Origin of the sequence: Corynebacterium jeikeium (genome assembly GCF_000738175.1) — a bacterium.
GTDB classification, from domain to species: Bacteria; Actinomycetota; Actinomycetes; order Mycobacteriales; family Mycobacteriaceae; genus Corynebacterium; species Corynebacterium jeikeium_C.
Window position 1 is genome coordinate 63,987 of the sequence record NZ_JFCH01000007.1, and the last position, 24,637, is coordinate 88,623.

Below are 24,637 nucleotides of genomic sequence, written 5' to 3' on the forward strand. Positions count from 1 at the left end.
CATATTTGGCCGGGCCGGGTTGTGGGACACAAACACGTAGGGAGAAAATCGATGACCATTCGAGGGCTTGTCGGCGAGGCGCCCACCAAGAACCAGGAAATGCTGAACTGGATCGAGGAGGCCGTGGAGCTCTTCCAGCCAGAATCAGTCGTGTTCTGTGATGGCTCCGAGGAGGAGTGGAACCAGCTGGCAGAGCAGCTGGTCGAGCACGGCACCCTGATCAAGCTGGATGAAAAGGCGCAGCCGAACTCCTTCCTGGCACGCTCCAACCCGGCCGACGTTGCGCGTGTGGAGTCCCGCACCTTCATCTGCTCCAAGACCGAGGAAGACGCCGGCCCCACCAACAACTGGATGGATCCGGAGCAGATGCGCGCCGAGATGCGCGAGCACTTCTCCGGCTCCATGAAGGGCCGCCGCATGTACATCGTGCCTTTCTGCATGGGGCCGATCACTGATCCATCCCCGAAGCTGGGCATCGAGATCACCGACTCCCCGTACGTGGTTATGTCCATGCGCATCATGACCCGCATGGGTAAGGAAGCCCTGGACAAGATCGGCGAGAACGGTGAGTTCGTGAAGGGGCTGCACTCCGTGGGTGCTCCGCTGGAGCCGGGGCAGGAAGACTCCACCTGGCCGTGCAACGACACGAAGTACATCACCCAATTCCCGGAGGATCGCGAGATCTGGTCCTACGGCTCCGGCTACGGCGGCAACGCCATCTTGGCTAAGAAGTGCTATGCACTGCGCATCGCCTCCGCCATGGCGCGCGACGAGGGCTGGATGGCAGAGCACATGCTGATTCTGAAGCTGATCAGCCCGGAGGACAAGGCCTACTACATCTGTGCGGCTTTCCCATCCGCGTGTGGCAAGACCAACCTGGCCATGATCCAGCCGACCATTCCGGGCTGGCGTGCAGAGGTCGTCGGCGACGACATCGCATGGTTGCACTTCGGCGAGGACGGCCGCCTGTACGCCGTGAACCCGGAGAACGGCTTCTTCGGCGTGGCGCCGGGCACCAACTACGCCTCCAACCCGATCGCCATGAAGTCCATGGAGCCGGGCAACACCCTGTACACCAACGTGGCTCTGACCGATGACAACAACGTCTGGTGGGAGTCCAAGGAAGGCGAGCCGCAGCACCTCATTGACTGGCTGGGTAACGAGTGGACCCCGGATTCCGGCAACAAGGCCGCACACCCGAACTCCCGCTACTGCGTGCCGATCGAGCAGTGCCCGGTTGCCGCACCGGAGTTCAATGACCCGAAGGGCGTGCCGGTTTCCGCCATTCTGTTCGGCGGTCGCCGTGCAGACACCGTGCCTTTGATTACTCAGGCTCGCGACTGGAACCACGCCACCTTCATCGGTGCCACCCTGGCTTCCGGCCAGACCGCCGCTGCAGCCGAGGCTGCCGTTGGCTCCCTGCGCCACGACCCGATGGCTATGCTGCCGTTCATCGGCTACAACGCCGGTGACTACCTGCAGCACTGGATTGACATGGGCAACAAGGGCGGCGACAAGATGCCAGAGGTCTTCCTGGTGAACTGGTTCCGCCGTGGCGAGGACGGCCGCTTCCTGTGGCCGGGCTTCGGCGAGAACTCCCGCGTGCTGAAGTGGATCGTTGACCGCATCGAGGGCCGCGTGGAGGCCGACGAGACCGTCGTTGGCTACACCGCCCGCTACGAGGACATCGACACCGAGGGCCTGAAGGAGACCGAGGAGGACATCCGCGAGGCGCTGGCCGTGAACCCGGCTGACTGGGAGCGCGACCTGGCCGACAACGAGGAATGGCTGAAGTTCCTGGGTCCGAAGGTTCCGTCCGAGGTCTGGGACGAGTTCCAGGGTCTGAAGGATCGCGTGCAGGCTGCGAAGTAGCTGTTTAGGCGCTGCGCCTGATGGCGAGGCGCTGCGTAGCGCTAGTGGCTCGCGTGCAGTGCTGGTAGCTCGCGTCCGCGAGCGTGCTGGCGCTAGGCGCTGAACTAGGCGAGGCGCCGGGAGGAGAACCTTCCCGGCGCTTTCTTTATGCCTAGGCCTCTGGGGGCTGTGTTTGTTAAACCGTCCCAGCGCCGTTTCTGCGCGCCGCGCCGCCACTTCCTCCCTCGGTTAACTCCAGGGCTAGGGTCAAATGTCGGAAAAGTTGCAAAACGTAATTCTCGGCGCACACCTCTGGTTGAAGAAAACGCTCTGACCAGGCATTTTATGTAGATGAAAAATGTGCCCAATAACGTTTTGCAACTTTTACGACATTTAAGCCGAAGTCCCAGCCGACTGGGAGCACGACCAGGCTCACGGCGTGGCGGTTGACCTACGCGCCGGCGCGGATTGCCGCAACAAACACCGCCAGGGCGGTGTAGTTAGCCGAAGAAATGGGTCCGCTCGCGGGTGATGAATGCACCCTTGCCAGTATTAGAGTTCCAGCAGGTCAGGCCCTCATAGGCGGAGTGACAGGCGTAGCGGCCATAATAGACAGTGGTGCCGTAGGGGACGGTTTCTGTTGGTGCGTGGTCATTGATATCTGCACCTTGGGGAAAATACGCGGGAGGGTCGTTCTTAGACCCAACAGTCTGAGCGTCGACTTTCACCCACCAGTTAGCGTATTGTCCTGACTTTCCGTGGGGTTTGCTTTCCCGGTATGACGCGACACCACAGTTCAACGAATCTTTCTGGATGTCACAGCCTATATTCTCGCTCGGGGTCTTGAAGACCGCGATATCTCCTAGGCTGTTGTGCTTAATCGTCCGCACCGGACGAGCATCCGAAGGAATCGGCCCACCGGCCTTCGCGTAAGCGCCTTCGGGGAGGTCCTTACTCGCGGAGGCTGAGGCGTCGCCATCAGGATTGGGTTTGTTGCCTTCCTTTCTGTCACCCTTCTTCACGTAACCCGCAGGCAGATCGGGATTAGGCTTTTTCCCCTTCTTTTTCTTACTTTTATCCTTGCTATTGGAGCTATCGGATTTCGCGGAAGATTCGCCGGATCCGAAGTTAGAGCCAGACTGGTTCTTCTTCAGTCCGTTCGCGTCGTCGGTGACGTACCATTCCAACTCAACCTGCTCAGCTGGAGTGCCCGTGACCTGGCTCCATTCGCTTTTCTCGCCCTCGGTGAGCTGCTCGCCGTCGAAATTGTAATGAATCGTTGGTACTTCCGGGCGCCCGCTTGTGTAAGACCATTCGTAGATTCCGTCGCCCTCGCTGGAAGCCGCTACGTTAGCCCGAGCTGCAGTGGTTCCCGCGCCCGTCACCAGTTCTTTGTCCACGGCAAAGGGCTTTCCATCCTGGCCAATTGCAATAAAAGTCACCGGTGAGAAATACTTGCAATCATTCTTGAGCAATAGCTCCGGAACTTCATCATTATTCGCCTCAATCAGTGCATAGGAATAAGTCCCAGTCGGGTGATAATCGTCGCGTTCGGAATGGTCGCGCTCGTATTTTTCCGGATTATCTAAAACATCCTTGTACGCATCGATCGCCTGCTGCGTCGGGTCGGCCTTTGCTTCCGCCTTCTCGCCGCTCTTCGCATCGCCCCTATTTGTACTGCTTGCCGCCGTGTTGTCCTGCGGTTCGTCGCTCGAACAGCTGGTCATTGCTAAAGCCGCTATGGTCATGACGCCCACAGCCCCAACTCGCCACCGACCCCGCTTCGCGTGGACGCCTCCGTGGCCATTGGTTTTCGAGGTGAGATGGGTGAGGGCGGAGCGCAAACGCATGGTGGTCCTTTGCTGGTAGTGAGAATTGCATTAAGTTTCTTAAATAGTACTCACACTTCCGCTATTTCCGCTGGGTTTGGCGCGGTCTGCTAGCGCTTGATATTTGCGCCATGCTGTCAGTAATTGCCGAGTTTCCTGGGGTGCTGTGTAGGTCGGAAAGGGGTGAAGAAAGGACCTAAAGTAGCGATCGGAAGTCTTGCAGGCTTCCTCGGGAGGGGTGGGAGTGGCGGGTTCGTCTTGGCGGGAGGGAGCTAGCTCCCCCGTGGACGGTTGAACCTGCTCCACGGAGGGGTTCTGGGATGCGGAATTGTCGGGAAAGTTGCAAAACGTAAATCTCGGGACACATCTCTGGTTGCGGAGAAGGCTCTGACCAGGCATTTTATGTAGATGAAAAATGTACCCAATAACGTTTTGCAAATTTTCCGACAATTAAGCCCCAGTGTTGGGCTTTATGGGTGCGCTCGACGGCGCAGAGCGGAGTCAGTCTGGGTGGTTAGAGTGTGCCGAGGGGGATCAGGGTGTGCTGGGCGTTGGCCTGGGTAGATCGAGATGTGCTGGGGTGTCGGCCTGGGTAGATCGAGGTGTGCCGAGGTGCTGAAAATGGGGCTTCAGGGGCGGAAATGTCGCTAGAACGGGAATGCGCAACCGTGTGCCATGGGCACCCTCCCAGCCGCAAGTCGCTGACCTGCTGGTTTGCGGTAGTGCAAATTGTTTGCAGTAACGCATTCCCGTTCTAGCGACATTTGAACTGAAGGCCTGGCGGCCACCATGCCAGCCAGACCGCCAAACCAGTTAGTCCCCTACGCCTTCGGCGCAGTCACCGTGTACTGCCACGCGCCCAGCGCAGCGTTTGCGCCAGCACCCTGGGCAATCACGATCTGCTTGAAGGGCACTTCCGTGCAGTCGCCGGCGGCGTACACGCCAGGGATGTTGGTGGCATTGTGCTCGTCCACCACGATCTCGCCCATCTTGTTCAGCTCCAGGCCACTCTCGCCCAGCCACTGGGTATTCGGCACCAGGCCGATCTGGATGAACACGCCCGCGACGTCTAGCGACTTCGACTCGTCGTTAGTGCGGTCCGTGTAGGTCAGGCCGGTGACGTTCTTGCCGTCGCCCACGATCTCCGTCGTAGCTGCCGACGTAATCACGTCGATGTTCGCGGTTTCCTCCACGCGCTGCATCAGGATGTCATCCGCGCGGCAGGCCTCGCCGAACTCCAGAACCGTCACGTGCTTCACCACACCTGCCAGATCCAGCGCGGCCTCGATGCCCGAGTTTCCGCCGCCGATCACGGCCACGGACTTCCCCTTGAACAGCGGGCCGTCGCAGTGCGGGCAGAAGGTCACGCCCTTGTTGCGGTACTCTTCCTCGCCTGGAACGCCCAGGGTTCGCCACTGTGCGCCCGTGGCGATAACGAGGGCACGGGCGCGCAGGGTGGCGTCATCTCCAAAGTGCACCGTGTGCAGGCCACCCTCCTCGGCGGCAGGGGTCAGACCGGTCGCGGCCTGGGCCTTCACCACGTCAATGTCGTACTGGCCGACGTGCTCCTCGAACTCCGCCGCCAGCTTCGGGCCTTCGGTGGAGGGCACGGAGATGAAGTTCTCGATGGAGTTCGTGTCCAGTACCTGGCCGCCGAAGCGCTCGCCGATCAGGCCTACGTTCAACCCCTTGCGGGCCACGTAGATGGAGGCTGCGGCACCCGCCGGCCCCTGGCCGACGACCAGTACCTCGTAGGGATCCTTCTCGTTCAGCTTCTTCGCCTCACGCGCGGAAGAGCCGCTGTCCAGCTTGCGTACGAAGTCCTCGATGGTGGTGCGGCCTTGGCCGAACTCCTCGCCGTTCAGGTAAATGGTCGGCACGGCCAGGACGTTGTTTTCCTTCACCTCGTCCTGGAACAGCGAGCCCTCCACCGCGGTGTGCTTGATGCGCGGGTTCAGTACCGCCATGGTGTTCAGTGCCTGCACGACGGTCGGGCAGTTCTGGCAGGTCAGGGACATGTAGGTGACGAATTCGTAGTCGCCGTCCAGGTTTTCTACCTGCTCGATCAGGTCCTTGTCTTCCTTGATCGGGTTGCCGCCGACCTGCAGAAGCGCCAGCACCAGGGAGCTAAATTCGTGGCCCATCGGGATGCCCGCGAAGGCCACGGAAATGTCGCTGCCGGTGCGGACGATGCTGAAGGAGGGCTTGCGCTCGTGCGCGTCGTCGTCGCGGCGGGCAGTGATCTTGTCGGAAAGCTCGGCGATGTCCTGCAGCAGCTTCTCCAGGTCCTCGGAGGCCGAACGGTCGTCCAGGCTGTACACCAGCTCGATGTCCTTGGTGATGCGGGGGACGAGCTGGCCGAGCTGCTTGCGTAGGTTGTCGTCCAGTAGTTGCTTAGCCATGGGGTGCTCTCTTTCTTTGTTTATTGACGCCACCCCAAGGGGATGCGCGCCACACGTGGGTTCTTCGGGGGATGGGGATTTGTTGGTGGGTTAAAGGCGCTAAAAACGGCGGGCGGGATCCGCAAGTGGAAAGCCCGGCCCGCCGTGGGTTTCCCGCCTGGGTGCGGCGGGGGAGTGGAAGGGGAAGTTAGATCTTGCCAACCAGGTCGATGCCCGGGGTCAGGGTGTCTTCGCCCTCTTCCCACTTGGCGGGGCAGACCTCGCCCGGGTGCTCTGCAACGTACTTAGCGGCCTTGACCTTGCGGACCAGCTCGGAAGCGTCACGGCCGATGCCCTCGGCGGTCTGCTCGATGTACTGGATCTTGCCCTCCGGGTCTACCAGGAAGGTTGCGCGGTCTGCCTGGCCGGCGCCGGGACGCATGTTCTGGAAGTTGTTGGTCAGCTGGCCGGTGGAGTCGCCCAGCATGTAGTAGTTAACCTTGCCGACCTGCTCGGACTCTGCGTGCCATGCCTTGTGCACGAAGTGGGAGTCGGTGGATACGGCGTAAACCTCTACGTCCAGGCCCTTCAGCTCTTCGTAGTGGTCAGCCAGGTCGCCCAGCTCGGTGGGGCAGACGAAGGTGAAGTCGCCCGGGTAGAAGAAGAAGATGGACCACTTGCCCAGGACGTCGTCCTTGGAAACCTCGGTGAACTCACCGTTGAAGAAAGCGGGGTTCTTGAAATCCAGAATCTCGGTGTTGATGAGGGACATGCTGTGCCTCCTTGGGGGCTTGGTTTCGGGTTTAAGTTGGCAGTTATTCACAACCGTCGCCACAAAGCCTACCGATTTTCTTCAGTCTTGTTTTGAAGTTGAAGTGGATCATCGGGGGCGGCAATGTGGGCTGCTTGATTGCGATCCACCACCCATTATAGCGATGGCTTTGTAAAAGTCAAGGATTGATAGGTTTAGATTGGTGGCGGGCTATGGGTTTAAATCGGAGGTCGCTATCAATGCTGATTTATGGGGCCTTGCGTGCGGTTTGCGAGGCTTCGTATGTGATGAACCTCTCTTAGGGCTTGAGGGAGAGTTGCCCGGGAGGCTAATATTGCGCATTCAAACAGACAGACAGATCGGTTCATTTTTAGTTTGGAGTAGGGGAACCCATGATTGTCACCGGATTGGCTTTAGGTGCTGTCCTTGGCTGGGTCATGCAACGCGGCAGGTTCTGCGTAACCGGCATGATTCGCGACATTTTCTTGAATAAGACCTGGCGGGGCTTCACCGCCCTGCTTATCGTCATCGCAGTCCACGCGGTCGGCCTTGCCGCCCTCACAACTGCGGGAGTGATTACACCTGAGTACAAGCAGTTCGCACCGCTCGCCGTCGTGCTGGGTGGTCTGCTTTTCGGCATGGGCATCGTGCTGGCGGGCGGCTGCGCATCCGGCACCTGGTACCGCTCCGCCGAAGGCCTTATCGGCTCGTGGCTGGCGCTGATCTTTTATGCCGGCAGTGCTGCAGCTATGAAGGGCGGCTCGCTTAACGCTCTCAACGAGGGGATGCGCAGCTGGACGCTGCCCATCACCACCATCCACGGGTCTCTGGGAATCTCCGTCTGGTGGCTCGTTATTCCATTTGCGCTAGGGGTTGGCTTCCTGACCCGCCACTTCCTCGCTCAGGAAGCTAAGGCGCCGAAGATGGCGACCCTGAAGTCGAAGAAGACAGGCCTCGCGCACCTGCTGGCGGAAAAGCCCTGGCATTTCTATCCCACCGCGGCCATCATCGGTGCGCTGGGTGTGCTCGCATGGCCACTGTCGGCAGCGACGGGCCGCAACGACGGACTAGGTATCACCAGCCCATCGTCCAACCTCTCTAAGTTCCTCGTCAGCGGCGAAGATACGGTGGACTGGGGAGTCATGTTGGTGCTCGGCCTGCTGGTGGGCGCATTCTTCGCTGCCAAGGCGTCTGGTGAATTCCGCCTGCGCGTTCCCTCCGGCGAGCAGGCTGTTCGTTCCGTCATCGGCGGCGTGCTGATGGGCGTGGGCGCCTCCGCTGCCGGCGGCTGCACTGTGGGCAACGGCATGGTGCAGACCTCCCTGTTCAGCTACCAGGGCTGGGTTGCGCTGCTGTTTATCGCCATCGGCATCTGGGCAGCCGCCAAGCTGTGGCTCAAGCCCACGGATGTGGTGCCGGGCCAGGAAACTAGCCCGAAGACTGGCCAGGATCAGTCTTCCGCACGCACCGCTCAGCCAGCCGCAGAGCAGAAGGCCATGGCGGCGCAGCTGGGCTTCCAAACCACGGGCACCCTGCTGCTGGATCGCAAGGCCACGGTTGCGGAAAGCGCCGAATCGGTAGGCGCCAGCGGAGATAGCGACCTCAAATTGGTCGGCGACCGGACTTATAAGCTCGACACCCTCGGTGCGGTGTGCCCGTTCCCTCTGATCGACGCCAAGGTGGCGATGGCTGACCTTTCCGTCGGAGATTCGCTGCAGATCGACTTTGACTGCACCCAAGCCACCGATGCCATCCCGCGGTGGGCTGCCACCGATGGCCATGAAGTCACGAACTTCGAGCAGACCACCGACGCTGGCTGGACCATCACCGTTAAGAAGGGCAGCTAGGCTGCCAGCAGCCTATCCGGCCCCACCGCCCCATATTGGGGGTGGTTGGGGCGAGAGGGGCGTCACTAAGAAAAGCGAGTGACGGGCGAGCACGGCAACAATGGGGCGCATGAGTGACTCACCGGTAACTAGGCACACAATCTTCCAGAACTCCCTGATGACCGCCCTGCTGGACGGTATTTACGACGGTGAGATGACCGTCGGCGAGCTGTTGGGAAAGGGCAACTTCGGGCTGGGGACGTTCGATGCGCTGGATGGCGAGATGGTCATCATTGATGGCGTTTGCTACCAGCTGCGCCACGATGGCAGTGCCACCCGCGCCGATCTGGAAACCCGCAGTCCCTATGCCGTGGCGACGAACTTCGTGCCGCGCATCCGCCGTCGCGCCCCGGAAAACATTCGTCGCGCGGATCTATCGAAGTTCATCGACGGCATGACGCCCTCCTCGAACTACATGTATGCCGTCCGCATTACCGGACACTTCAGCAGCGTGGTCACCCGCACGGTCGTGAAGCAGAAGCCGCCCTATCGGCCGATGGTTGAGGCGACGGACGATGACGCCGAGCAACACTTCACCGACGTGACGGGCATTATCGCGGGCTTCCGCACGCCGGTCTACGAGAAGGGGATTTCCGTCCCCGGATGCCACGTGCACTTCATCGACGACTCGCGCACCGTGGGCGGGCACGTGCTGGACTTCACCCTGGAAGAGGGCAAGATCGAGCTGTGCCCCGGCACCGACCTGGAACTACGCCTGCCGCTGACCAGTGCGTTCTCCGAGGCGAACCTGGACCCGGAGGATCTAGACGCCCAGCTGCACAAGACGGAGGTTAAGGACTAGCGTTACAAAAACAAGCCCCCAACTCCAGCGGAGGTAATCCGCAAAGGGAATTGGGGGCTTTAAGCGTTCTCGCTCTGGGGGACGCCCTTGGGGGCGATGCCCTGGGGCGGAAGAAGAACTACTTCTTCAGGGACTCCAGCGGGGTGAAGCGCTCGCCGTACTTGGCGGCCAGCTCCTCAGCGCGGGCAACGAAGCCTGCAACGCCGCGGGTCGGGTAGTCGCCACCGTCGCGGTCCGCGACCTTGCCCTCGGGGAGGGTAGCGGCGGCCGGGCGGTCGTAGTTCTTGATGTACTGGCGGGTACCGCCGGTCCATGCCGGGAAGCCGATGCCCATGATGGAGCCGATGTTGGCATCCGCATCAGAGGTCAGCACGCCCTCGTCGATGCACTTCTGGGTCTCCAGAGCCTCGGCGAACAGTGGGCGCTCCACCAGGTCGATGAAGGCCGGTGCGTCAGCCGGAACGTTGGAGCCAGCAGCCACGCCGCTCGGGTCAGCGGCAGCCTTCTGGGCTGCGCCAGTGGCGGCCGAGTCCAGGCCGGTGCCTGCAACGGTGGACTCGCCGTCGGCGACCTTCACCTTGCCGGCGCCCAGCTCGTCCCACAGGCCGCGCCACAGGCCGGTGCGGCGGCCTTCCTCGTTGTACTCGTAGAAGCCCTTGCCCTCGAGCTTGCCCGGGCGGTCGTACTCGTCCAGCATCTTGTCCACGATCTCGGTCACGCCACCGTCGTCGACGGTCAGGCCAGCGGCCTCCTGAGCAGCGCGGGTCTCGGCGCCGATCTTGCGGGCCAGCTTCAGGTTCAGCTCGTCCTGCAGCTGCAGCGGCGGTGCCGGGTAGCCAGCCTGGCGGCCAGCGGCCTCGATGACGGCCGGGTCGATGCCCTCAGCCAGCATGCGCATAGCCTCGTTCAGGAAGAAGCCGATGACGCGGGAGGTGTAGAAGCCGCGGGAGTCGTTCACGACGATCGGGGTCTTGCGGATCTGGCCAGTGAAGTCCAGGGCCGCAGCCAGGGTCTCGTCGGAGGTCTCCTCGCCCTTGATGATCTCCACCAGCGGCATCTTGTCTACCGGGGAGAAGAAGTGGATACCGATGAAGTCCTTCGGGCGCTTCACGCCGGTAGCCAGCTCGGTGATCGGCAGGGTGGAGGTGTTGGAGCCCAGCACGCAATCCTCCGGCACGGCTGCCTCGATCTCTGCCCAGACCTTGTGCTTCAGCTCGGTGTTCTCGAACACGGCCTCGATCACGATGTCACAGTCGGACAGGTCGGAGTAGTCGACGGAAGGCTTGATGCGATCCAGCAGAGCCTTGGACTTCTCCTCGGTGGTCTTGCCACGCTTCAGCGCCTTGGCCTCCAGGCCCTCGGAGTAGGACTTGCCCTTCTCGGCAGCCTCCATCTTGATGTCCTTCAGCACGACCTCCATGCCAGCCTTCGCTGCCACGTAGGCGATCGCTGCGCCCATCATGCCGGCACCAACCATGCCCAGCTTCTTGAACTGCTTCTTCTCAACGTCCTTCGGGCGGGAGCCGCCACCGTTGCAGTACTGCAGGTCGAAGAAGAATGCCTGCATCATGTTCTTGGAGGTCGTGCCGGTGACCAGCTCCACGAAGTAGCGGGTCTCCACAGCCAGGGCCTCTTCGATGTTCTTCAGCTGTGCGCCCTCAACGGCGGCCTTCAGAATGGCCTTCGGTGCCGGCATCGGTGCGCCCTTGATCTGCTTGGTCACGTTAGCCGGGAAGGAGGGCAGGAACTGCGCCAGCTTCGGGCTGGTCGGGGTGCCACCAGGGATCTTGAAGCCCTTCTGATCCCACGGCTGGGATGCTTCCGGGTTTTCCTTGATCCACTTCTTTGCAGCGTCGATCAGCTGGTCTGCCGGGACGACCTCGTCGATCAGGCCGGTCTTCAGTGCGTCTTCTGCACGGAACTGGCGGCCAGTGGTCAGGACCTTCATCAGTGCGTCCTGGATGCCCAGCATGCGGACCACGCGGGTCACACCGCCGCCACCCGGCAGCAGACCCAGGGTGACCTCTGGCAGGCCAACCTTCAGGCCCTTGGCGTCCGAAGCGATGCGGTGGTGCGTGGCCAGAGCGATCTCCAGGCCACCGCCGAGCGCCGCACCGTTGATGGCGGCGACAACCGGCACGCCGAGGGTCTCGATGGCGCGCAGGCCGGCCTTCATGCCGTTGATCTGCTTGGTGATTGCTTCTGCGTCTTCCGGGGTGGACTTGATCATCGACTTGATGTCGCCGCCGGCGAAGAAGGTCTTCTTCGCGGAGGTGATGACCACGCCCTTGGCCTCGCCGGATTCCACTGCGCCCTGCAGCTTCTCCACCAGCTCGGGCAGCTCGCCCTGGAAGGTGTCGTTCATGGTGTTGACCGGCTGGTTCGGGTCGTCCATGGTGATGGTTACGATGCCGTCGCCATCCTGGTCCCACTTGAACATGCTCATGTGTGATGCTCCTTGTTTTATTTATTGACGCCCTCACGCTTGCGTCCGCGGGAGGTTGTCAGAGGAAAATTGAGTGTTTCTTGTGTTTTGGTCTGCGGGAAGGTCGGTTAGACGCGCTCGATGATCGTGGCCACACCCATGCCGGCTGCGACACAGAGGGTGATCAGGGCGTAGCGGCCGCCGGTGCGGTGCAGCTCGTCGACGGCGGTACCGGTGATGATCGCGCCGGTTGCACCCAGCGGGTGGCCCATGGCGATGGCGCCACCGGAGACGTTCAGCTTCTCGTCCGGGATGTCCAGCTCGCGCTGTGCACGCAGGACGACGGAGGAGAATGCCTCGTTGATCTCCCAGATGTCGATGTCCTCGGGCTTCAGGCCAGCCTTGGCCAGGGCGGCGCGGGAGGCCGGAGCTGGGGCGGTCAGCATGATGGTCGGCTCCACACCGGAGGTGGCGACGGAGACAACGCGGGCGCGCGGGGTCAGGTCGAAGTCCTTACCGGCCTGCTCGGAACCGATGGCCAGCAGGGCTGCGCCGTCGACGATGCCGGAGGAGTTACCTGCGTGGTGCAGGTGGTTGATGCGCTCCAGCTGCGGGTACTTGGTCTGCGCGACAGCGTCGAAGCCACCCTGGTCGCCGATCATGGCGAAGGCGGGCTTCAGGCCGGACAGGCCCTCGACGGTGGTGCCAGGGCGGATGGTCTCGTCGCGGTCCAGCAGGGTGATCCCGTTCTGGTCCTTCACCGGAACGACTGTGCGGTCGAAGCGGCCCTCTTCCCATGCCTTGGATGCGCGCTCGTGGGAGCGGGCAGCGAAAGCGTCGAGGTCCTCGCGGGACAGGCCGTCCAGGCTGGCGATGATGTCAGCGGAGATGCCCTGCGGGATGAAGTCGTTGTAGAAGTTGGAGGCGGGATCCATAGCAAGGGCGCCGCCGTCGGAGCCCATCGGGACGCGGGACATGGACTCCACGCCGCCGACGAAGACCAGGTCGTCCCAGCCGGAGCGGATCTTCTGTGCGCCCAGGTTCACGGCGGTCAGGCCGGAAGCGCAGTAGCGGTTCACCTGGAGGCCGGTGGCGGTGTACGGCAGGCCGGCGTTCAGCGCGGCGGTGCGGGCGATGTCCATGCCCTGGTCGCCGACGGGGGTGACACAGCCAGCGATGACGTCGCTGATGCGGTTGGGGTCGATGCCCGGGTTGCGCTCGATGATCGATTCGATCAGGCCGGAGAGCAGGTCAACGGGCTTTACGGTGTGCAGGGAACCGCCCGGCTTGCCCTTGCCACGGGGGGTGCGGACGGCGTCGTAAATGAATGCCTCAGGGGCGCCAGTGTTACTGGTCATGTCAGTCCTATTTCCTATCGTTCTCGACAGTGATCCTTTAGTGCAGCGATCGACTAGGGCAGTGGTTCATGAACCCTGTGGTTCATAAAACCAGCGGCTCATGATTCCAGTGGCTTAGCAGGCCGCAGCACTAGACTTGTGTCTCACGCCACATTACCCGTTCTTCGAGGAAGTAGTTGTAGTCTTATGTCTTTTTCTTCCCCTATAAGGTGCCCCCGCTAGGTTGAGGCTGACCTAGCGCTTCTGAAACACCAGCACCAGGTTGGAAACCGCGAACTCGCGGAACCCCGGCACTCGCACCATCCACCACGCCCACCAGGGGTGATAGCGCGGGAATGCGGCCACCAGCTCGGCGCTTTCGCCGTGCACCTTGCGTGCATACTTCAGGCCTGCGGCTGCGGAGACGTTGAACAGGCTCTCGCCCCAGCGGTTCTTTGGCGGCTTGCCCATCTTCTTCTCATAGCGCCGGGCGGCGAATTCCCCGCCCACGTAGTGCTGCCACAGCCCGGTTTCGTGCCCGCCGAATGGACCCAGCCACACGGTGTAGCTGTAGATCATCACTCCGCCTGGCTTCGTCACCCGCAGCATCTCGTCGGCCATCCGCCACGGATCCGGTACGTGCTCGGCGACATTGGAAGAGTAGGTGATGTCGAAGGCGTCACTAAGAAAGGGGAGGTCCAGCCCCGAACCCCGCACCGAGGTCTGCAACTTAATGCCCGCGGCGGCCATCTCGCCGACGTCGGGTTCGCAGGTGTAGTAGTCCGCGCCGGCCTTGTCGAAGGCCACGCCGAAGTAGCCGGGGCCGCCGCCGACGTCCAGGATCTTCGTGCCGCGCAGGGGCTCGCTCTGGTCTTCAGTTTGTCTAGCCTCCTGCCCAGAATCCTGCCCCGCGCCGCGCACGCCCGCATAGATGTCGCGGATCAGCCCGACGGTGTCCTCGGCCAGGTGGCCGTAGAAGATGTCGGGTCGGGTCTGCTCGTACTTGAAGTCGCTCAGCAGGCCGAAGGAGCGGCGCAGAGTGGCGCGGCGACGGAAAACGCTCAGTGTCTGGCGCTGGCGGGCGGGGCGGTTGTTCGGGCTCATCGAGTGTCTATCTTTTCAGGTTGTGCTGACTCTTTCCGCAGATTCACCAAACCCTGCAAAGTCGCAGGCGGTGGCTACTAACATAGTGTCCATCATGAAAGTACTGCTTCTCTGCTGGCGCGACACAAACCACCCCGAAGGTGGCGGCAGCGAACGTTACTTGGAGCGCGTGGGGGAGTACCTGGCCAACCAGGGCCACCAGGTGGTGTTCCGCACTGCCCGCTATCCCGGCTCCACACGATCGCAGCAGGTCGGCCGTAATTTCCGTTTCTCTCGTGGCGGCGGCAACCTGACGGTTTACCCGCGCGCGCTGGCTGCGATCCTGGCCGCCCGACGGGGGCGTGGGTCCCTAGCGGACATTGGCCGTCCGGACGTTGTGGTGGATACGCAAAACGGCGTGCCATTCTTTGCCTCCCTGGTCAGCGGCGCGCCCACCGTCGTCTTGACCCACCACTGCCACCGCGAACAGTGGGCCGTCGCCGGCCCGATCCTCTCCCGCATCGGCTGGCTGATCGAGTCCACCATCTCGCCCTGGATCCACCGGCGCCGCCGCTGGGTCACCGTCTCTGCCCCCTCCGCCGAGGAATTGGTGGAGCTTGGCGTGCCGCGCGGCAACATCGAGATCATTCGTAACGGCATCGATCCGGTCGCTCCTTCTTTGATTCCGGACGCCCCCAGCCCCAACTCCGACAACGCCAGCGAGGAGCAGACGATCCACCTGGTGGCGTTATCCCGACTGGTCCCCCACAAACAGATCGAGCACGCACTGGACGCGCTGGCTGCCGTGGCGCGCACCCACCCGAATGTGCGCCTGGATGTTATCGGCGACGGATGGTGGGCTGACCGCCTGCGCGATTATGCCCGCGAGCTGGGGATTGAGCCGCTGGTAGTGTTCCACGGCTTCGTGTCCGAGGAGCTGAAGCATCGCATCCTCAACCGCGCCTCTGTACACGTGATGCCCTCGCGCAAGGAGGGGTGGGGCCTGGCCGTGATCGAGGCGGGGCAGCATGGGGTGCCGACGGTCGGCTATGAGTCCTCCGCCGGGTTGCGCGATTCCGTCATCGACGGGGAAACCGGCTTGCTGTGTTCTTCCCCCGGTGGGCTGATGAACGCGGTCGAGTACCTGCTGGATAATCCGGAGAAGCGCCGGGAGATGGGCCGGGCCGCGAAGCGCCGGGCCGAGGAGTTTTCCTGGGATGCCACCGGCGCCGCCTGGGAGAAGTTGCTGCGCCAGGAGGTCGCGCGCGGTCGCTAGTCAGCGCTGTCGGCGCTGTGAGTTTTGCCTGTCTTGTCGGGCAGCGGCCGGTTACGGCCGTTGAGCTGCAGCCGGCGGGTGACGCGCCACAGCCACACGCACATGCCCCACATCATGAGCATCCAGTAGAACGTCATGCCCACGAACAGTGGCGCGCGATCTTGGACCGGCGAGCGCGGCAGGGTGGGGCTCTGCACCCGGTAGAGGTCGTAGTTATCGGCACTGAGCACGCGCCGGATGCCCTTGGAGTTCAGCACCTGCAGCGCCTTGGTCATCGCCGCGCCGTCGGTGATGGAATACCAGTCCACCAGCACCCAACTCACGCCATTGCGCTTGAGGGTGTTCTTGCCGTTCATAAGATCCGACAGGATCCCCATGCTGGTCGGGTTGCCATCCACCACCTGGCCATCGACGACCAGGAACCCAGGATCCATCGGTGAACCCGGCAGCAACTTCAGCCCCGGATCCACGTGCGGCCGGTCGCCGCGGGTGCGGTAGTTGCCCGGCGGGAGCAGCACAATCTTGCCGTTCGGAGCGCCGGAGATGATGGTGAACATCTGGCTCCACGTCTCCGAGATCTGTACCCGCTTCAGCGGCGCCATATCCGCCGGATATGCGGGGACGGTCAGTACACACGCAATCGCCAGGCCGGTCGCCGCGGCACGCGGCGCCCACCGCGAACGGCTGGAACTGTCTGCCTTAGCCGGGGCCTCTCGGACGTCCCCAGCGCGGCGGCGCGGGTCCATCCGCTCCACCGCCACGGCGATCAGCAGCACAAACCCCGGAATCGCCAGGCACACGAACTTCGAGGTATCACGGAACATGCCCGCGCCGGGTACGTGGCTAATTGCAAAGCCCATAAGATCCACGCCCCAGCCGGTGGCCAGCAGAGGGGGCGTCACTAAGGCAAGAACAGTTAGCACCGCAACGCCGCGATAGACGCGCCACAGCTCCTTGAAGCCGAGCAACAGCACCACGCAAAGGATCACACTCACGACCACCGAAAACAGGGTGCGCGACGGCGGGATGGCCTCGGCATTCCAAATCCCCGAAAGCCCCATAGTGGAGGCAAGCGGGCCTAAGAAGCTTTCGCCGCGGGCGGAGAAAAGAGCGGCGGACAGGGCATCGGAGCGGGTCTGCGAAGGATTAGAAATCCAGATCGCCGGCAGCAACCACGGCAACGCGGCGATGATGCTGGCAATGAGGCTGCGCAGGCGCTCCCCATGCGAAGGTGCGAACACTAGCGCCGTGATCAGCGCCAGGATCAAACCAGTCGGCACAAAGCCACACAAACAGATCGCCACATACAGCAGACCGTGGGAGCGCGCGGCGGCCAGAAAAGCGACCGCAGGCAGCAACATGCCTGCAGTGGCGACGGTCCACTGGCCCTGCAGAAAACGCTCGATGACGAACGGATTCCACACCACAAACAAAGCGGCAACCAGCTGCGCGGACAGTCGCCCGCCCGCCATATCCCGCACCATCGCGGCGGCGAAGTAGCAGCCCATCAGGCAGGAGACCAGCACGAGCATGCTGGCCAGGAGCGTAGCGGAGACGGTGGGGGAGAAGAGCGTTAGCACCGCATCCTGTGGCAGGGCGCGCGGGGCGCCATCGTTGATGCCCAGGTTGTTGGAATTCTCCGGTAGGGAATCGGGCACGAACATGTCCCGCAGCAGAAACGCCTTCGAGGAATCCGGGCGCAGACCCAGCCAGAACGGCCACAAAGTGACGATAGAGACGAGGAAAGACCACCCCAGCGCGATCCTTTGATCGCGCTTGGCGGTGGTCTTCGGGGGCTGCGTTTTCACAGCCAATAGTCTAGTGGCTCAGCGGAAATAATTGCGGGAATTACTTAGCCGCCAGGCGTGCGGAGCGGTGAGCGATCCAGCCGACTACCAGCAGGATCAGGCCAACCACGCCCAGAATCCACGGCAGGATGGTGCCCATCAGCTTGATCTTCTGCAGACCGTCGGTGGCCTTCTTCATCTGGCCGTCGCGGGACTCGTCATCCCAGGCACCCGGGAAGTACACGGCGGTACGGGTCGGGTTGTTGATCTCCTCTTCCTTGTTCTCGAAGATCTCCTGCGCCTCTTCGTCATCCTGCGCGTAGTACTGGAAGACTTCCTCGGAACCGTTGACGATCACGCCGGTATCCGGCTGCACGCGTAGCACGCGGTGGACGGTGTAGTAGCGGGACAGCTCGACCTCCGGGCCGAGGTCCTCTTCCTTCTCGCCGTCTTCGCCTTCCTTCTTTTCGTCGGCCTTCTCGTCCTTCTTGTCCTCGGCCTTCTCGTCGCCCTTGTTCTTGATGTCGTCCGGGTCGATGCCCCAGACCTTCGCCGGGAACTTCAGACGCAGCGCGGCCAGGGTGCCCTTGTCGCCCTTGGACAACTCACCGTCGGCCTCCAGGCGCTCGCGCAGAGCAGGGTACAGCTCGGTCGGGGGAACGGTCTGCTCGAAGCGGTAGACCTTCTCGCCGTCCTGCTCTTCCTCACCGACGTAGTCGATCGGCTGGGTCTTCAGGATCTGCATGTCGAAGTAGTCGTAGGACTTGCGATCCGTGCCCATCGGGAACTGGTAGGTGATGCCCGGACGGGTGAACGGAGCGACGGAGGCCTCGACCTCTTCGTCCTTACCCTCGTTGGCAGCCGCATCCAGGGCCGGTGCGTTCAGCTCGATCGAGGACGTCGGCTCCGGCACGGGCATCTGGGTCTTGCGATCCAGGGTGATGTGGTCGATCGACGCTCTGATCAGGTTCTTCGGCTCTTCCCGGTCCGTGCGGAACAGGGTCTGGCCGGACTCGAGGGTCACGACGTCATCGTCTGACGGCTCCTGGGCGGTGGTGAAGCGCTGGGACTGCATCTCCAAGTCCTTGTTGATGAAGCAGCTCACCTGCGGGTTGTCGCCCTTACACTCGGGCTTGTCCTTGTTGTTGCCCACCGGCTTGCCGGCAGCAAGCGCCCCAGAGTCCAGCAGATTGCCGGGGGTCTTCGGGGTGATGGTGGTGGATACGAGGTCCAGCGGCAGCACCTTGCCCTTCGGGACGACATAGGTGGGCAGTGCGATGGCAAAGACCAGCATGGCTACACCGAGCACGATCGCTACGGAGGAGAGGATTCTCTTCATAGGATGGGGTTTCCTGACTCTATCTGTCTATATCTATCCGGTGACTGTAGTTAGCCTGTAAAGCTTCCAATACTTTAGCCAATCAAAACTAGATACTTCGCAGATTTAAAATATTTCTCTAGAAAAGTCTTCGGGGGTGTTTTCGCTTGCCGGTCGGTTAAGCTGATCCCGATGAGCACGAAGATTCCCTCCGCCCGCCCCGCGCCCTTCCTACCTGCACTGGAAGGCCTCCGCGCGATTGCCTGCTCTGGCATCATCATCACGCACGTTGCGTTCCAAACCGGCGCGGATACGGGGAACCTGCTGAACCGCATGATGGCGCGCACGGACTTCTTCGTGCCCGTGTTCTTCGCTCTTTCCGGGTTTCTGCTGTGGCGCCGCCACCGCGCGGACTTTGCGGTATCTACTTCGCAGGACAATCTGCTGACCTTAGCGGGTTACTACGTGAAGCGCCTGGGGCGCATCTTCCCGGCTTACCTGGTTACCGTCGCGGTTGTGTTGCTGTTCTTCCCGGTTGCGGGCTCGCCGACGGTGTGGCAGATGATCTCGAACGTCATCATGGTGCAGATCTACGTCGACGGTGGGCTGATCGGCGGGCTGACCCACCTGTGGAGCTTGTGCGTAGAGATGGCTTTCTACCTGGTGCTGCCTGTGATTGCGGTGGCGTGGGGGCGTCGAGAAAGAAAATGGCGCATCGTGTGGATTGTCGTGGTGGCCGTGGCGAGCTTCGGCTGGGCCTTCATCCCCGCCTTCGCCGAGCCGCCGGCGCCGGGTGGATTGAACCCGCACATCATGCCACCTGCGTTTATCGCATGGTTCGGGGTGGGGCTGCTCGGCGCGGAGCTGGAGTCTATCGTGCAGGATCGTGCCTACGCGCGCACGGGCAAGGATGGAGCCGAGGGTATTGACGCCCGGTACCAGCTGCCGGAGGTGAGATTTGTAGCGAAGTTTCGCTGGGTGTTCTGGTTGCTGGCCATCGGTGCGCTGGCGGTCGCGGCCTCGGACGGACCGGAGGGCCTGACGCACGCGGCGCCGGCGGAGTTCGCCCGCCGGACGCTATATGGCCTGGTGTTCGCTGCCGCGCTGATCATTCCTTATACGCTGGCACCGCGGTCGAAGTTCCTGGAGTCGGCGCCGATGCAGGCGCTGGGCCGCTGGTCGTACGCGATCTTCCTGTGGCACATGTCGCTGCTATCGCTGGTGTTCCCGCTGCTGGGCGTGCAACTGTTCAGCGGGCACACCGCCCTGGTGCTGGTGGCAACGTTCGTGCTGAGCGTGCCGGTGGCCGCGTTGAGCTACTCCTTGGTGGAAGAGCCCGCGCGCCGGTCCATTAATTCCTGGTGGCGCTCGGCGCGGGATGCCAAGCGCGAGGCTCGCGCTGCAGAGGCTGCAGTAGCGAAGACAGAGACCACCACGGCCAGCAGCACGACTGCGAGCGCGCCGTTTACCACGAACCCGCCCGCGTAGTAGATTTCGCTGCCCCAGGCGCCCCGGATGCACAGCAATAGCGCCAGGAACGCGGCCGCCCCGGTGATGGCCTTGCCCGCCTGGATGGTGCGGCGGAAGGCACGACTGCGTGGGGTGCGCTCTGTAGGCTGGGTCTTGCTTGCTGCCGCTGTCTCAGCTATCGCTGCCGCCGCACTATCCGGCAGCGCCGGCATCCGGCGGGTCCGCCGCACCACGAAGATGCACAGTCCCACCAGCACCAGCGCCGCCACCAGGCCGATGGCCAGCCATGCGCGGTATAGTTTCGTGCCCTCGAAGTGGATCTTGACCAGCCCGGACTTGCCCTCCGGGACGATCCACCCCTGCTGCCAGCCATTCACCGTGATTGGCGTGAGCTGTGTGGTTGCGCCGCCTTCTTCCAGCGTGGCGATGCGCCCAGGGTTCGCCTGCGAGGGGCTGAACAGCACGCGCTTCTTATCCGAGGCCTCCAGGCGGGTGGATTGCTCGCCGGGTGCCAGCTGCTCCCGCGGGCTGGCCTGCTCCACCGGCTGTGCTGCCGGGGTTTCCCGCACCGCCGCGCCGTATAGCGGCTCGGCGACGGAGAGCGCCGCCCAGCGTGCCGTGGTGGACAGCACGTGCTTGCCCGCGGGCAGGTTCAGGGTGTCTCCGCAGGTGTAGTCCTTGCCGTCGATGGTCACGGGTGCTGGGTTCTCGCGGGCGCATTCGGAGGTGTGCACCACGACCGGCAGCTCGCCCGCACCGTTGCCAATTGCCTCCGGCACCTCGAAGCCGCGAAGCATGACGGATTCGCTGATTTCCTGGCCGAATACCCACCGGTTCAGTGTTGCCCCTGCGTTGCCCTGTGAGTCGTCGCCGCCATCCACCGGGGGCACCGTCGGCACACGCCGCGGCGTGACGTCCTTCTCTCCATCGGCCAGCACCTTCGCCTCGGCCACGCCGAAGTCGCCGAAGGAGCCCACGATCGTCACGCGGATCGCATCGGCCCGCCCGGCGGGAACCTTCACCTTGTTGGTTTCGCCGGTCTTAAGGGTTGCCGACGTGCCCGACACGATTCTCCCCTGCAGGTACGTCGTCACCTGCACACGCGCAGGCCGGCCCTGAATGTCCAGGTGCAAGCCCAGCCTGTTGTATGCCTCGTCCATGCGGAACTCGATGTACTGCCCCGCCACGTTGCCGACTGTCGGCCGCCATGCTGTCCTGTGCGAACCATCCACCGCGGAGGTTGCGGAAGAGTACGTTTCCGCCCCGCCGAAGCTCGTCGGGTCCGCGGCGGTGGAGGAGACCCGCACCTCGCCGCGGCCTTCCACGCGCGTCATCTGCTCCGGCGGAACCTCCTGCCCGTCCGCATCGCGCACGGGGTAGTCGCGCACCGGGTTCAGCACCTGCACCGGGTCGTCTTCGCTACGAATCTCGCTGTCCGCGCCCACCACGTTGCCGTAGTTGTGGTCGCGCAGCGCGGGCGTGTCCGTCACCGTTTGCGCGGGTAGCTCTAGTTCCTTGCCTTGTGACGCCCCCACACGCGCCCGTGCTGCACCCTGCCTACCCAGGGCCGCGTCCGCCGCTGCCAGGCGGGGGAGGGATTCGGCGCTGGAATGGGAGACGTCGAGGCGTTCGGCGTCAATAATCCGCAGGTCACCCGCAGTGCCCTCAGTACCCTCAGTGCCTGCAGTGTCAGAAGCGACAGGATCGACCCGATAGATCCGCACCTGCTCGTCGTCGCCGAAGGCGGCGGCCTTGCTGAAACCTCCGGAGCGCTCGAGGGTGCGTTCGATCCGCTTGGCGCCGGGGGTGTCGGCGGCGGTGGTCAGGTCGTAGCGTAGTGCCAGGTAGCCCACGCCCTGCTGCCACAGTGCGGCGGCGAGGGAGGGGATGGCGGTGCCGGCTTCCAGCTCCCGCTGCACGCCGTCGAGACCGCGGATGGCCTCGGGCTGTACTAGCGGCACGGAGTCGCGCACGACCCACGGCACGTCCAACAGGGGCTGGGCGGGTTCGTCGCGGGTGTTTCCCCAGGTCTGGCGAGCAAAGCGCGCCTTGGGGAGAATCATGGTGCGGGCGGGGGCGTGGGTTTCCCCTGCTTCCTTGGCGACTTCCGAGTTCAGCCAGTCCGCGGCCTCGGTCCAGTAGTCGGGCACGCTCCGGTAGGCGTCCGCGGCGGCGATGCGCCCGGACCAGCCCGTGGCGGTGACCACGACGACGAGCAGGCAGATGGCAATGGCGCGGGGGACCTCCGCGTGCTTCTCCGGGTGGAGCCACCGCGCCCAGCGCTCACGGCTAAGCCCCGGCCAGGGCCGGCGCGCCAGGCCGTGGGCGATGCCCACCACCAGCGCCAATCGCACCAGGGGGTCGAACTTGTGCAGGTTGCGCAGCGGCGCGCCCGCGCCATCCAGGAAGATTCGGCCCCAGGAGGCCAGCGGGGAGATCGGGGCGGTGGCGAAGACCATCGCGGCCACGCCCAGCAGCAGGATCGCCAGCCAGCGGCGGGCGAAAGGTAGCTGCGGGCGGGTGAGCCCCCATAAGCCCAGGAATGCCACCAGCAGGGTGCCGGCGACGAAGACGGGCTCGCCGACCAGCTCGTAGCCGCCCTGGCGTTCGGCGGAGAGGAAGGGGGTCCAGCTGGTGGTGCCGCGCAGGATCTCCGCGAGGTTCATCCAGTTGGTGGTCAGGGATGCGGACTCGATGTAGTCCGTGAACGGCGGGGAGTATTTGCCCAGCAGGAGCAGTGGGCCGATCCACCAGAACGTGGCCAGCAGGCCTGCGGGCACCCACCACAGCGCGAAGTACAGGCCCACGCGCGGGCGGCGGATGCACATGCCCAGCCAGAAGATCACGGCGGGCAGGATGGCCACGGCGGTGGCGACGGCGTTCACCGCGCCCAGGCACAATACGGCCAGGGCGCTCAGCAGGGCGTATTTCGCCAGGTAGGAGCGTGTACGGCGGTCTAGCTGGGCATCTCGCGTCACCATCGCCGCGCTCGCCACGGGCAACAGCACCCACGGCACCAGCGCGCACACCCACGCCTCGGAGCTAATGGCCCCGAGTGTGGTGAGGATCCGCGGGGAGAGCGCAAAGAGAATGCCCGCGATCACGCGCGAGCCGCGGCTGCCGATGCTTAGCCGCTGCAGCAGCAGGACCGTGCCGGCGAACGCGAGCGCCAGCAGCAGCCCCCACCAGAGACGCTGCGTGGCCCAATCGGGCAGGAAAGAAAATACGGCGAAGAACAGGCCGTGCGGGAACAGGTACCCGTAGGCCTGGTTCTGCAGTTGCCCCAGCGGGAAGGTATCCGTCCAGGGGTATAGCGCTTGGCGGAGGAATCCCCAGGGGTTGGCCGTGAGGTCCAGCTTCGTGTCGGCCGAGGTCAGCCCGGGGGACTGTAGGAATGCGAAAAGAAACCACGCGAGGGTGCTATACACCCAAGCGCGGCGAGAAAGGGGGCGATGCGCCGTGGTTGGCACGTGATGGTGTGCCTTTATTCGGAAATGCGGCCGCCGTACTGGACGGCGCCCAGGAATGCGTTGTCCTGGTTCACGGCGATCTGTTCGTCGGTGGGCAGTTCAGTGGTATCGGCCATTGCGCCAGCGCCGAAAGTTGCGGCGCCGCCCAGGACCAGGCCTGCAACTGCGGAGGCGACCAGTGCGCCCAGGCCGCGACGGTTAGAGGCGGTTTCGTTAGCCATGTTAATTCCTGTTCCTAGTGGGATTGTTGTGGTTTTAGCGTACTAGCTTCTTGTAGATCGTACCCAATCAAACGCCAGCAGACCTTCGTTTGGGAAAACTAGTCCTCATCTTCGATCGGCGGGACGATGAGTACGGGACGACCGGCGTTCTTGATGATGCTCTCCGACACGCTGGACTGTAGGAAAGACTTCCAACCCGATAGCGCGCGAGTACCTGCGACGATCAGGTCCACGTCCAGTTCATCGGCAGCGTCAACAATGGCGCTCCAAATAGCTGTTCCGGACTCTACCAGAAAGGGTTCGGTAACAAAACCATGGGAGTTGGCCAGATCCACGCCCTCGTTACAGATGTTCACGGCCTCTGCGTACGCCGGATCGTCGTCCTCCGGCTGCTCGCCGGTTTCGTTGGACCAATCGTGCTGCATCATGCCGCTCATGCCCGCCGCGCGCGCAGCCTGGCGGTGGATCGGCTCCCATACGGTCAGAATGTAGGCGTTCTTGGCGGACAGGAAGCGCCCGGCGTGCTCCACAGCGCCGCGGGCTTCGGCGGAGCCGTCGTAGGCGATCAGGACGGTATCGCCGCTCGCGTCGAAGGCCGGCTGGTGTGCTTGCTGGGCTTGTTCTGCCTGCTCGGTCATGTGTATCGCTCCTCGGTGGGCACTTCGGTGGCAACTCAGTGGCACTGCACGATTGGTGCACTGCTTGTTGCGTTTGTTACTACGTTAATAC

15 protein-coding genes and 1 pseudogene are annotated in these 24,637 nt (G+C 63.3%); 5 read left to right on the forward strand and 11 right to left on the reverse strand.

The annotated features are described in order from the left end of the window. Window positions 1-51 precede the first annotated feature (51 nt). Window positions 52-1,872: a phosphoenolpyruvate carboxykinase (GTP) gene (locus JQ46_RS00315; protein WP_034984429.1), complete on the forward strand. Its 1,821-nt coding sequence runs from the start codon at window positions 52-54 to the stop codon at window positions 1,870-1,872. 479 nt (window positions 1,873-2,351) lie between these two features. Here JQ46_RS00315 and JQ46_RS00320 read toward each other — a convergent pair whose 3' ends face one another. The 3 genes from JQ46_RS00320 to ahpC form a co-directional block, all read right to left on the reverse strand. Next, complete coding sequence (locus JQ46_RS00320; protein WP_034984470.1) at window positions 2,352-3,599, reverse strand: hypothetical protein; 1,248 nt, start codon at window positions 3,597-3,599, stop codon at window positions 2,352-2,354. A 902-nt stretch (window positions 3,600-4,501) separates the two neighbouring features. Further along, complete coding sequence (ahpF, locus tag JQ46_RS00325; protein ID WP_034984430.1) at window positions 4,502-6,082, reverse strand: alkyl hydroperoxide reductase subunit F; 1,581 nt, start codon at window positions 6,080-6,082, stop codon at window positions 4,502-4,504. Between the two features lie 187 nt (window positions 6,083-6,269). After that, window positions 6,270-6,833, reverse strand: a complete 564-nt coding sequence (gene ahpC, locus JQ46_RS00330; protein ID WP_034984431.1) for an alkyl hydroperoxide reductase subunit C — start codon at window positions 6,831-6,833, stop codon at window positions 6,270-6,272. Window positions 6,834-7,225: 392 nt separating this feature from the next. On the opposite strand from ahpC, the gene JQ46_RS00335 reads away from it, so the two are divergent. Further along, a complete protein-coding gene (locus JQ46_RS00335; protein WP_034984432.1) occupies window positions 7,226-8,680 on the forward strand; it encodes a YeeE/YedE thiosulfate transporter family protein in 1,455 nt (484 codons plus the stop codon). Window positions 8,681-8,789: 109 nt separating this feature from the next. Beyond that, window positions 8,790-9,521: an acetolactate decarboxylase gene (gene budA / locus JQ46_RS00340; RefSeq protein WP_034965553.1), complete on the forward strand. Its 732-nt coding sequence runs from the start codon at window positions 8,790-8,792 to the stop codon at window positions 9,519-9,521. 118 nt (window positions 9,522-9,639) lie between these two features. Here budA and JQ46_RS00345 read toward each other — a convergent pair whose 3' ends face one another. From JQ46_RS00345 to JQ46_RS00355, 3 genes are all read right to left on the reverse strand, one after another. Further along, on the reverse strand, window positions 9,640-11,967 hold the full coding sequence (locus JQ46_RS00345) for a 3-hydroxyacyl-CoA dehydrogenase NAD-binding domain-containing protein (protein WP_034984433.1): 2,328 nt from the start codon (window positions 11,965-11,967) through the stop codon (window positions 9,640-9,642). A gap of 107 nt (window positions 11,968-12,074) precedes the next feature. Beyond that, window positions 12,075-13,304 carry an acetyl-CoA C-acetyltransferase gene (locus JQ46_RS00350; RefSeq protein ID WP_034984436.1) on the reverse strand — a complete coding sequence of 410 codons (1,230 nt, stop codon included), beginning with the start codon at window positions 13,302-13,304 and terminating at the stop codon, window positions 12,075-12,077. Between the two features lie 234 nt (window positions 13,305-13,538). Beyond that, the gene (locus JQ46_RS00355) at window positions 13,539-14,387 is read right to left on the reverse strand and encodes a class I SAM-dependent methyltransferase (RefSeq protein WP_034984443.1); all 849 of its coding nucleotides are present in this window, start codon (window positions 14,385-14,387) and stop codon (window positions 13,539-13,541) included. A 94-nt stretch (window positions 14,388-14,481) separates the two neighbouring features. On the opposite strand from JQ46_RS00355, the gene JQ46_RS00360 reads away from it, so the two are divergent. After that, window positions 14,482-15,642 carry a glycosyltransferase family 4 protein gene (locus tag JQ46_RS00360; RefSeq protein WP_034984471.1) on the forward strand — a complete coding sequence of 387 codons (1,161 nt, stop codon included), beginning with the start codon at window positions 14,482-14,484 and terminating at the stop codon, window positions 15,640-15,642. On the opposite strand, the gene JQ46_RS00365 is transcribed toward JQ46_RS00360, so the two are convergent. Both JQ46_RS00365 and JQ46_RS00370 read right to left on the reverse strand, forming a co-directional pair. Next, window positions 15,639-17,450, reverse strand: coding sequence for a membrane protein (locus JQ46_RS00365; RefSeq protein ID WP_034984472.1), 1,812 nt, complete (start codon window positions 17,448-17,450; stop codon window positions 15,639-15,641). The two genes, JQ46_RS00360 and JQ46_RS00365, sit on opposite strands and share 4 nt — an antisense overlap. A gap of 40 nt (window positions 17,451-17,490) precedes the next feature. Further along, window positions 17,491-18,768, reverse strand: coding sequence for a DUF3068 domain-containing protein (locus JQ46_RS00370; RefSeq protein ID WP_034984446.1), 1,278 nt, complete (start codon window positions 18,766-18,768; stop codon window positions 17,491-17,493). A 171-nt stretch (window positions 18,769-18,939) separates the two neighbouring features. Here JQ46_RS00370 and JQ46_RS10855 point away from each other — a divergent pair, with 171 nt between their 5' ends. After that, the gene (locus JQ46_RS10855; RefSeq protein WP_080719459.1) at window positions 18,940-20,235 is read left to right on the forward strand and encodes an acyltransferase family protein; all 1,296 of its coding nucleotides are present in this window, start codon (window positions 18,940-18,942) and stop codon (window positions 20,233-20,235) included. Window positions 20,236-21,614: 1,379 nt separating this feature from the next. On the opposite strand, the pseudogene JQ46_RS11400 reads toward JQ46_RS10855, so the two are convergent. The 3 genes and pseudogenes from JQ46_RS11400 to JQ46_RS00385 all read right to left on the reverse strand — a co-directional run. After that, a pseudogene (locus tag JQ46_RS11400) lies at window positions 21,615-23,687 on the reverse strand (DUF3367 domain-containing protein); the annotation flags it as partial. A gap of 14 nt (window positions 23,688-23,701) precedes the next feature. Continuing rightward, on the reverse strand, window positions 23,702-23,908 hold the full coding sequence (locus tag JQ46_RS00380) for a DUF2613 domain-containing protein (RefSeq protein ID WP_005297166.1): 207 nt from the start codon (window positions 23,906-23,908) through the stop codon (window positions 23,702-23,704). Between the two features lie 98 nt (window positions 23,909-24,006). After that, window positions 24,007-24,546 carry a universal stress protein gene (locus JQ46_RS00385; protein ID WP_051876174.1) on the reverse strand — a complete coding sequence of 180 codons (540 nt, stop codon included), beginning with the start codon at window positions 24,544-24,546 and terminating at the stop codon, window positions 24,007-24,009. Between the last annotated feature and the right edge of the window lie 91 nt (window positions 24,547-24,637).